The organism is Intrasporangium sp., from assembly GCF_036566125.1.
GTDB lineage: Bacteria > Actinomycetota > Actinomycetes > Actinomycetales > Dermatophilaceae > Intrasporangium.
This window is the reverse complement of the sequence record NZ_DATCWX010000235.1, coordinates 1-8,912: the sequence shown is the minus strand read 5'-3', so window position 1 is coordinate 8,912 and position 8,912 is coordinate 1. Positions and strand designations below refer to the sequence as shown.

Annotated in this window: 9 protein-coding genes and 1 pseudogene; 5 read left to right on the top strand and 5 right to left on the bottom strand. The window is 68.7% G+C overall.

Translation table 11 applies throughout. From position 1 onward, the window contains the following. Positions 1-139: 139 nt before the first annotated feature. On the top strand, positions 140-1,135 hold the full coding sequence (locus VIR15_RS14345) for a hypothetical protein (protein WP_331928796.1): 996 nt from the start codon (positions 140-142) through the stop codon (positions 1,133-1,135). A 651-nt stretch (positions 1,136-1,786) separates the two neighbouring features. Next, positions 1,787-2,827: a DUF2804 domain-containing protein gene (locus tag VIR15_RS14340; protein WP_331928794.1), complete on the top strand. Its 1,041-nt coding sequence runs from the start codon at positions 1,787-1,789 to the stop codon at positions 2,825-2,827. Positions 2,828-2,853: 26 nt separating this feature from the next. On the opposite strand, the gene VIR15_RS14335 is transcribed toward VIR15_RS14340, so the two are convergent. The 3 genes from VIR15_RS14335 to VIR15_RS14325 all read right to left on the bottom strand — a co-directional run bounded on the left by VIR15_RS14335 (position 2,854) and on the right by VIR15_RS14325 (position 4,234). After that, the gene (locus VIR15_RS14335) at positions 2,854-3,468 is read right to left on the bottom strand and encodes a glyoxalase (protein ID WP_331928792.1); all 615 of its coding nucleotides are present in this window, start codon (positions 3,466-3,468) and stop codon (positions 2,854-2,856) included. A gap of 130 nt (positions 3,469-3,598) precedes the next feature. Next, a complete protein-coding gene (locus tag VIR15_RS14330; RefSeq protein WP_331928790.1) occupies positions 3,599-4,054 on the bottom strand; it encodes a PaaI family thioesterase in 456 nt (151 codons plus the stop codon). A gap of 57 nt (positions 4,055-4,111) precedes the next feature. Further along, complete coding sequence (locus tag VIR15_RS14325) at positions 4,112-4,234, bottom strand: hypothetical protein (protein ID WP_331928788.1); 123 nt, start codon at positions 4,232-4,234, stop codon at positions 4,112-4,114. Positions 4,235-4,392: 158 nt separating this feature from the next. Between VIR15_RS14325 and VIR15_RS14320 the strand changes: the two genes are divergently transcribed. The 3 genes from VIR15_RS14320 to VIR15_RS14310 all read left to right on the top strand — a co-directional run bounded on the left by VIR15_RS14320 (position 4,393) and on the right by VIR15_RS14310 (position 7,799). Continuing rightward, positions 4,393-4,887, top strand: a complete 495-nt coding sequence (locus VIR15_RS14320) for a CoA-binding protein (RefSeq protein WP_331928786.1) — start codon at positions 4,393-4,395, stop codon at positions 4,885-4,887. A gap of 142 nt (positions 4,888-5,029) precedes the next feature. After that, a complete protein-coding gene (locus VIR15_RS14315; RefSeq protein WP_331928784.1) occupies positions 5,030-7,024 on the top strand; it encodes an alpha/beta-hydrolase family protein in 1,995 nt (664 codons plus the stop codon). 127 nt (positions 7,025-7,151) lie between these two features. After that, positions 7,152-7,799: a DUF4203 domain-containing protein gene (locus tag VIR15_RS14310; RefSeq protein ID WP_331928782.1), complete on the top strand. Its 648-nt coding sequence runs from the start codon at positions 7,152-7,154 to the stop codon at positions 7,797-7,799. 39 nt (positions 7,800-7,838) lie between these two features. Here VIR15_RS14310 and VIR15_RS14305 read toward each other — a convergent pair. Both VIR15_RS14305 and VIR15_RS14300 read right to left on the bottom strand, forming a co-directional pair. Continuing rightward, positions 7,839-8,096 (bottom strand): annotated as a pseudogene (locus VIR15_RS14305) (LutC/YkgG family protein); the annotation flags it as partial. 599 nt (positions 8,097-8,695) lie between these two features. After that, a partial coding sequence (locus VIR15_RS14300) for a VOC family protein (RefSeq protein WP_331928780.1) occupies positions 8,696-8,912 on the bottom strand: 217 nt, incomplete at its 5' end.

Sequence of the window (8,912 nt, the reverse complement as noted above, 5' to 3'; positions counted from 1 at the left end):
AGCCATCGCGGCCGTGGTCGTGCCCGTCCTGTTCTGGTCGCCGAGCGGCCCCACCGGTGGACTCGCACCCGCGACGAACCCGAGCGCAACGATCACCCCGACGCCGTCGGCGACCCCGTCCGCCACACCGACTCCCTCCGTGACCACGACGGCAGATCCCGTCCCCACGACGCCAGCCGCCCCGACCACGGAGGTGCCCGTCACCGCGACTCCACAGAACACGTACGCCTTGGACGACACGATCATCGTCGACGGACGGGTCATCAGGCTCGAGCGAGGCACCGTCGTCGGCAGGTTCTCGGTCCTGTCGAATGGCGGCTTCGTCCTCGAGTCACAGCTCGGCGAGAACCCGACGGAGATCGAGATCCTCTCCCCCGCGGGCACGACGATCAAGGCCGTCAGCGGGGAGGGCGGCTCCTACGTGACGTCGCCCGATGGCAGCATCGTCGTTTCCGAGACGAAGTTCGAGGGGCCCGTGGTCGTCCTGTCCGTCGATGGCACCGAGCTGGGGCGTCGGTCCGGGGCGGGAAGCCCTGTCGCCGTTGTGGGTGAGCACGTCTACCTCGGCGGCGAGACCGCTGAGCAGACCACCGAGTGGAACTACGTGACCGGCGAGAGCCGAGAGTTGCCTCGCTACGTCAGTGCGGTGTCGGAGGACCGCACTCGGGCAGCCCTCAGCTGGCCCGTGCCGAACCAAGTTTTCGGCGACCCCCGCTGCTGGGCCGTGGTCGACCTGACCAAGGCAGGCTTCCCCAAGCTCATCGAGCGCTGCGGGCAGGACGAGAATCCGGAGATCTTCATGCCGAGAACCTTCTCGGCTGACGGCACCTACCTCGTTGGCAGCAAATACATCGACGGTGGCCACTGGTTCATCCCGGCCGTCTACCGGGTCAGCGACGGCAAGGACATGCTCCGCGGCACAGCACAACAGCCGATCTCCGGATGGAGCTGGCGGCTCGACGACGACGAGAACTCCATTCTCATCTCCCGGAACACGGCGCCGGACGTGTACGCGGGCCCGCCGGAGAACACACTCCAGCGCTGCACCCTGGACATGGCATGCACCACTCTGCAGGAGGAGCTCCCCCTGACCGACCGCGTGGGGATTCAGCCCCGCTACGTCGTCCCCAAGTGACGCCCTTCTGGACGCAACCAACCACCGTGTCTCGCTGGGTCCGGGAGCGAGCCCAGCGGCATACGGCCTGGTTGGCCAATGGAAAAGCAGGATGCCGCCCCCTCGGCCGGCGACAGGGGGAGCGCCGGAACCGACGAGGGCGGCACCATCTGCCACGAGGCGGACCTCGCAGCGCCCGGCGATGCGGGTTGCCCCGTCACCGCCCGGGCCCCGGCGCGCACCCCTCCACGAATGCGCGCCGGGCGCCTTGGCAACCGTCTCCGAACGATCGTCAGGAGACGGCCACTACCTGTTTGACGAGTAGTGGCGCTCATCATGACACGTTTTCCTGTTGAATCCAGAACTTTCTCGGGGCAGGAGGAGACAGGTTGCGGTGCTCAATCTGCCAGCCGGATCCGGGCGCGGCGGTTCTCGCCTCGGCCATTCATCACGATTTGTACACCCATTGGACGGCAAATACTGCCAATCGAGCGGTCTGGCGGGACGACTTACCGTACGTCAGGCCGTCTCCCCATCCGGCTTTGCTTGGGACCCGAGGACGGTGCCGTCGGTCTAGGCCGGGATCATCCGGGCGACCTGGCCCAGCGGCCCACGGCGTGATGGCTTGCCCCGCGCGGCAGTGAACGAAGGGGGCGAATTAGAGTTCGGCAGGTGGCTGACGTTCCCCTCCCGCAAGCGGTCACGCACCGTCCCGTTCCCGAGCGCGAGATCACCGCTGCCGTGCTCCTCACCCTGCCCGACGGCCGTCTCAACCCCGAGGCCGTGGGCTGGACCCGGACGCCCCTCGTCATCACCGACGGCGTCGGCCGCGGGCGCCGGGCCTGGGGCCGGACCAAGCGGTGGGAGAACTGGACGGTGACCACCTCGACCCATGTGGTGACGCTCAGCATCTCCGACCTCGACTACGCCGCCGTGCACGGCATCTGGCTGCTCGACCGCCGCACCGGCGTGGAGATCGCGCACGATGCCGTGGGTCTGCTCGGCGGCAGCGCGACGCTTCCGGGGACGCTCGGGCGAGGGGCGGTCCGGGCGCGCACGCTCGCGGTGCGGATCGACATCGACGAGGTCGAGGACGGCACCCGCCTGCGAGCCGTGGGCGAGCGCGTCCGTGTCGACCTCCTTGCGCATCGACCGGAGGGGCACGAACGTCTCGGGGTCGTCGTGCCGTGGAGCCGGCGACGCTTCGTCTACGCGGTCAAGGACGTCGCCCGGCCGGCCGAGGGCACGGTCTTCGTCGACGGGCACCCCGAACCGTTCGCCACTGGTGTGTCGTGGGCGACTCACGACCACGGTCGCGGGCGATGGCCGCGGGCGGTCCAGTCGCTCAGCGGTACCGGCTCGGGAGTCAACGACGGCCGTGCCATCGGGTTCCACGTGGGCGGCAGGTGGACGGACGGCACCGGATCGGTCGAGAACGCCCTGCTCGTCGACGGCCGGCTGAGCAAGCTGAGCGAGGAGTTGGCGTGGGAGTACGACCCGGAGGACTGGATGGCGCCCTGGCGCGTCCGCGGCGACGCCGTTGACCTCACGTTCACGCCCGAGCTCATCCGCGCATCGGGCGCTGAGCACAAGGCCGCCCCGTCGCAGTCGAACCAGTGCTTCGGGTCGTGGTCGGGATCCGTGCGCGACGAAGGGGGAGCGCGCGTTGAGGTGGCTGACGTCTTCGGATGGGCTCAGGCGCGCAATCCCTGAGGGGTGAGTGCGCCTGAGCGCGCCGCTCAGCTCGCCAGGGACTCGAAGGCGAACCCGTCGAGGTCGGTGAAGGTCCCTGCGTCGCTGTGGATGGCGATCCGGTGAGAGCCCGAGCCATCGGCCGGCACACCGGCATCCTTGGCGAGCGCCCGTCGGCCGTACAACGCCAGTTTGACGCCGCCTGTGCCAGTGGCGAACTCGACGTACTTCCTGCCGAAGCTCTTCGCGACGTCCAGTCCGCGCTCGACGTAGAGCCGCTTGGTCGCAGCCACGTCGGCCACTCCGAGCAGGAGCACCAGGTCGTCGAACTGCTGGGCGGCCGGACCGGTGTCCTTCTTGGCCGAGGTCGCGATCTTCCAGATCGTCCCGTCGGGCACCTGGACGACGCCGCCGTATCCCCAGAACGACTTCGCCACCGGCTTGACCACCGTCGCGCCGCCATCGACAGCGGCATCGACGAGTGCCTTGACGTTGGCCGGCTGCGACGTCGTGAGCGAGAGGGTGAACCCGCGGAAGCCGTTCGTGGGCGCGTCGGTCGCCCGCAGGCGCACCTGTCCGTCGAGTCCGAAGGCGTCGGAGTAGAAGCGCTGGGCGGCTGCTGCGTCGGCCGTTTCGAGGGTGATTGCGGTGATGGAGGTCATGGCGTCAACGCTAGAAGCGTCCCCGAGACCCACGCTTCTCGATTCCTGACCACTTCAAACCAAGACGATGCCGTATGCCGCTGGGCTCGGTGCCGCTGTCAGTTCCCCTCACGCTCTTGATCCGTCATAGTCACGCCGCTTCTTCGCCCGGCAGGCTGATGAGGGTCTGTTGGCCCACGGCGACGAGCTTGCGCTCACCGTCGGTCACGGCGAAGACCTCGAGCTTGCACACGGTGAGGGTGCGACCTGCCTTGAGGACCGTCCCGAGGGCCTCGAGGTGATCGCCGGCCGCAGGCGCGACGAGGTTCAGCTTGTACTCGACCGTCAGCACGTCGGAGGACGCCGGCATCATGGTCAGGGCGGCATACCCCCCGGCGCTGTCGGCGATCGCGCTCGTCGCCCCGGCGTGCACGTAGCCGTGCTGCTGGCTCACCTCAGGTCGGCGCGGCAGGGTGATCCTCACGTGGCCGGGCTCGACCCGGCCGAGCTCCGCACCCAGCAGTCGCATCAGTCCCTGGAGCTCGAAGCTGGCGCGCACCCGGTCGGCGATGTCCTCGCTCGATGCTGGGGTCTTCTCCTCGGACATGTGTCTCCTCGCGTGACGTGTGGCGGGTCAGGAACCCTCATGGTGCCAAGGCGGTGTTCAGACGGCGGCAAGGCGCACCAGTGGCTTCGCCAACGACTGCTTGACCTCGCCCGCGAGCTCGACGACCACTGCCTCCGGGGCACTCGGGTCACCTCGTGCTGGGAGCAAGCTGAGCGGCATACGGAATAGGTTGTATGCCGCTGAGCGCGGTCCCAGCCCACGCGCGGTGCCAGCGTGGCCGAGAGGGGGCCCGACGCGCGGGACCTTCGACCCTGTCTGTGGCGCGCGGCCGGACGCAGGATGGGGCGTCATCGAACAGAGGCACGACGAGGTGCCGCATGGAAAGGGGAACCACCATGCAACCGATCAAGGACGCCGCAGCCGATTTCCTCAGCCACAAGCGCGTCGCCGTCACGGGCGTCTCCCGGAACGGGGGCTCGCATGGCAGCAATGCCGTGTACCAGCGGCTCCGCGAGCGGGGCTACGAGGTGTTCGCGGTCAACCCACAAGCTCAGGAGGTCGAGGGCGACACCGCCTACCCGGACCTGAAGTCCATCCCGGGCGGCGTGGAGACGGTCGTCATCGGAACACGCCCGGAGCGCGCGCAGGCGACGGTGGAGGAGTGCGCCGAACTGGGGATCAAGCAGGTGTGGATGCACCGTGGCCCCGGTGGCGGAAGCGTCTCCAAGGACGCCGCGGAGTGGGGCCGCGCGCACGGGATGACGGTCATCGACGGCGGCTGCCCGCTCATGTTCGAACCGACCTCGGACACCGGTCACAAGATGATGCGGTGGGTGTTCGGCATGAGCGGCAACGTGCCACGCAACGTCTGAGCTGACCGGCCCCGCGTCCGGGTTCTCACCCGCGGCGAGTGAAATCGGTGCGCAGTCCGGACAGGGCGAGCGCCTCTCGTTACCGTGATGTCACACCACGGCCGTGTCTGGTGCTGTGGCCGGTCGGCGGGAGCACAGAGACATGCGGACCTTTGAGCAGATCATGGCCCAGGCGTTGAACGAGTCCGGCCTTGGGCAACCGCTCGCCACTGCGGCCCAGACTGGGCTGGTCATGGCGGGCGCGGCAGCACCGGGCACCTTCGAACCGTCGCTCGTGCCTCGGTCGACACAGGACCAGGCGCTCATCACCGGCCTCACGATGGCCTTGAACTATGCCGTCTCCACGACGACCCAGGACGCGGTCGCGGCATTCGGGGTCCTCGCGGCCCGGGGACTTCCGGGCCGGAACGAGATCCGGAAACAGGCCGTGGCGACACTCGCGCTCGACCTGCTGGCCATTCCGGTTGGGTACGGGCTCTACCGGTTCGTCTCGCGCCGGCCGAACGAGGCGATGGTGCGCGGCGGGATCCGCCAGGTTGGCTGGCGCTTCATGGCGACGGGGGTCGGCGGGGCGGTTCTCGGCACCTCGCGGGCGGGCCTCATTGCGCTTGACGATGTCGTCGGTGCGAAGGGTCGCCTGGCCCGATTCCCGGTGGCGGTGCCGATCGGGTTGGCGGTCGGCGGTGCCGTCCTGCAACGGCAGCTTCGTGACGTCCGTGGCCTGCCACCTCAGTCCGACGAGCCGGAGGGCATCGACCCGGTCCGCTCGGCGGCGCTCGGGACGGTGCTTGCCGGTGGTCTCATGGGGGCGGCATACGGCGAGATGTGGCTGGCCGAGGAGGCGGGCGAACGTCTGGCCCAGTGGCTTCCCGGGCCGTCGGCGCTCTGGCGACTCTCCGGGCACGCGCTGTGCCTGGCCAGCGTCGTCGCCGGTGGTAACGCGCTGTGGCAACGCGCCATGACGAAGGTCGAGGCCGGCTCCTCGGTCGTCGACCCCGTCTTCGACGACCCGGAGGGGGGCCGTCACTGGGTCGAGCCCGAGGTGAGCGGATCCGCGCAGAGCCTCGTGTCCTGGTCGACGATGGGGCGAGAGGGGCGGCGGCACGCGGTGCTGTCCGTGCGCACCCAGCCCCCAGCGGACCGGCCGGCGGATCTGGACTTCAGCATTCCCGCGATCATGGGAGAGCCGGCGGTGGCCGCTCCGGTTCAGGTCTACGTCGGCCTCGACAGCGCCCCGACCGTGTCCGAGCGGGTCGATCTCGCCATCGCCGAGCTCGACCGGACGAACGCCTGGGACCGGTCCGTCCTCATGCTGATCTCGCCCACGGGGAGCGGCTACGTCAACTACTGCGCGAGCGCCGCCGCCGCCTACCTGACCCGCGGCGACATCGCCATGGTCACCATGCAGTACTCGAAGCGCCCCTCGCCGTTGTCGCTGACGAAGGTGAAGTACGCCCGGGAGCAGAACCGGCTGTTGTGGCTGCAGCTGAGCGCTCGGTTGCGGGAGCTCAACGGGTCGGGCCCTCGGGTGGTGCTCTTCGGCGAGAGCCTGGGGGCGCACACCAGCCAGGACGTGCTGCTGCATTGGGGCACGATCGGTCCGCAGGCGCTCGGGCTCGAACGCGCCCTGTGGATCGGCACGCCGTACGGCTCCGGGTGGATGCACCAAGTGACGGGCCCGCCGCGGCCCGACGTCGACCCCGAGCTCGTCACCGTCGTCAACGACATCGGCCAGCTCATGGCGATCCCACCCGAGCATCGGAGGAAGCTGCGCTACGTGCTGCTGAGCCACGACAACGACGGCGTCGCGCGGTTCGGGCTCGACCTGATCACGAGTCGGCCGTCGTGGCTGGAGCCGGGCCGGCCACGTCCCGAGGTGGTCGACGGTGCGAGCCCACGCGGGATCCCCCCGCGGATGCGGTGGCGACCGGTCACGACCTTCGTCCAGACGTTGGTCGACATGAAGAACGCCCAGATCCCGGGCGCCTATCGGCCGTTCGGCCACGACTACCGGCCCGAGCTCACGCGGTTCATCTCCGAGGTGTTCGACCTTCCGGCCAGCGAGGAGCAGCTGGTGAGCATCGAGAACGCGCTCGCGAAGCGTGAGTCCATGCGGGAGCAGATCTTCAAGGACTGAGCAAAGCCTGGGCGCGACTGAGCCCGGCCCGGGCGCGGCGTTGCTGTTCCCACTCGCAATGAGGCTCGCCGAACGCCTCGTCCGTGTCCTCACACGCGTCGAAGGCCCGAAGCCCTACATTGCAGGAATGGCAGACATCGTCTTGGGCCTTTTCGCGATCCTCGCTGGAGGCGCCATGCTCTTCGCCGGGCAGTTCGTGCTCCGGTTCCTCCTCCCGATCTGGGGGTTCTTCGCCGGGTTCGCCTTCGGAGCCGGGCTGTTCGCCGCGATGGCTGATGAGCGTTTCCTCGGCACCGTGCTCGGCTGGGTCACGGGGTTGGTCTTCGGCCTCATCTTCGCGATCTTCTCCTATCTCTACTACGCGGTGGCAGTGATCCTCGCCATGGCGGCGTTCGGCTTTGCCATCGGTTCTGGCCTCGTCGTCGCACTCGGGATCGACTGGAACTGGATAGCCGTTCTCGTCGGCCTGGCGTTCGGCGCCGTCCTTGGCCTGGTGGCCGTCGTCGGCAACATGCCGATGATCGTGCTTGCCGTCGCGAGCTCCCTGGCCGGCGCGGTCGGTGTGGTCGCCGGTCTGATGCTGCTGGTGGGGTCGCTGGACTCCGCGGACTTCACGAACGGCGCGTTCATCGACGTGGTCCGGGGCAGCTGGGGCTGGTATGCGCTGCTGCTCGCCCTGGCACTGGTCGGCATCGTGGCCCAAACCCGACAGAGGCTGATCATGCGCCGCACCGTCCGCGAGGCCTGGTACGTCGAGAGCTCGTCGCCCTCATAGTCGACCTTGCGGCCGTGATGTGCGAGGGGGTGGGAGTCCTCAGCCGGCAAGGATGACGGCAAGGGTGCGGGGGCCGTGGACGCCTTCGACGCGGTTGAGCTCGATGTCGCTCGTCGCCGAAGGGCCGCTGACGAAGGTGAGCGGTCGTGTCGGGTCGAGTCGGGCCAGAGCCTCGGGGACGGTCTGCACGACGTCCGTGGTGCGCACGACGCAGATGTGGACGTCGGGTACCAGCGTCAGGGCGCGCCGCCCGCACAATGGTGACCCGTCGAGCACGATGGTGCCGGTCTCGGCGATCGGGCGGGGCCTGTGTACCGCTGACCCGCTCGCTGGGTATACCCGGCGCGGTGAGGATGCGGTCGGGGACTTCACCCTCGTCGTAATGGCCGTGGATTCCATTGCGGGGCAAGGCATGTGCCACGGCCCCCCGCACAGCGCTCCCGATCGAGGCTTGGTCGTCGGCCGCGACTGGGGCGGCCGATGCTGCTGTCGACGCAGCGCGGCCGAGGGCCCGGTGGATCCGGAACAGGACAACGTCCCGGGCGATGTCGTTGGCGGTCATTCGCGGTCACCGGGTCTGTCGTTTCCGTACTGGGGGTCCGCCTGACAAGTGCGTTACCCCACCGCCCTTGCTTGCGCATGATGGCGGTCACATTCCCCACAACGTCGCTCTTGGCGACCTGTCCCTGCTCGATTGTTGGCGCAGCCCGATCGAGATCGCAGGCTCCTCCACAGGAACGGAACGAAGTACGGAGGAGGCCCGCAGCGACGCATCCCCAACTCAATCCCCGCTTGACGACGCGTCACACCGGCGATCTGCAACCAAAGGTCGACGCATTGAGCGGGATGCATGGCGCGCCTTCGCGCAGACCTCACGCAGGAAGCTCCAGTCCGCGTCAATCCGCCGCAAGGACGCAGAACTCGTTGCCTTCGGGGTCTGCCAAGACAACCCACGATGCATCACCCTGGCCAATATCAACACGCTGTGCGCCATGAGCCACCAAGCGAGCCACCTCGGCGTCCTGGTCGTCGGGCCTGAAGTCGAGATGCAGTCTGCTCTTGGACTTCTTGCTCTCATCAAGCCGGACGAAGTCCAACCCCGGGACGCGATCC

Bases quoted from the DNA above. Each gene is read 5' to 3' on its own strand.
- VIR15_RS14325 (WP_331928788.1), bottom strand. From the start codon at position 4,234: ATGCCGCTCAGCTTGCTCCCAGCACGAGGTGACCCGAGTGCCCCGGAG.
- VIR15_RS14315 (WP_331928784.1), top strand. From the start codon at position 5,030: ATGCGGACCTTTGAGCAGATCATGGCCCAGGCGTTGAACGAGTCCGGC.
- VIR15_RS14330 (WP_331928790.1), bottom strand. From the start codon at position 4,054: ATGTCCGAGGAGAAGACCCCAGCATCGAGCGAGGACATCGCCGACCGG.
- VIR15_RS14310 (WP_331928782.1), top strand. From the start codon at position 7,152: ATGGCAGACATCGTCTTGGGCCTTTTCGCGATCCTCGCTGGAGGCGCC.
- VIR15_RS14335 (WP_331928792.1), bottom strand. From the start codon at position 3,468: ATGACCTCCATCACCGCAATCACCCTCGAAACGGCCGACGCAGCAGCC.
- VIR15_RS14320 (WP_331928786.1), top strand. From the start codon at position 4,393: ATGGAAAGGGGAACCACCATGCAACCGATCAAGGACGCCGCAGCCGAT.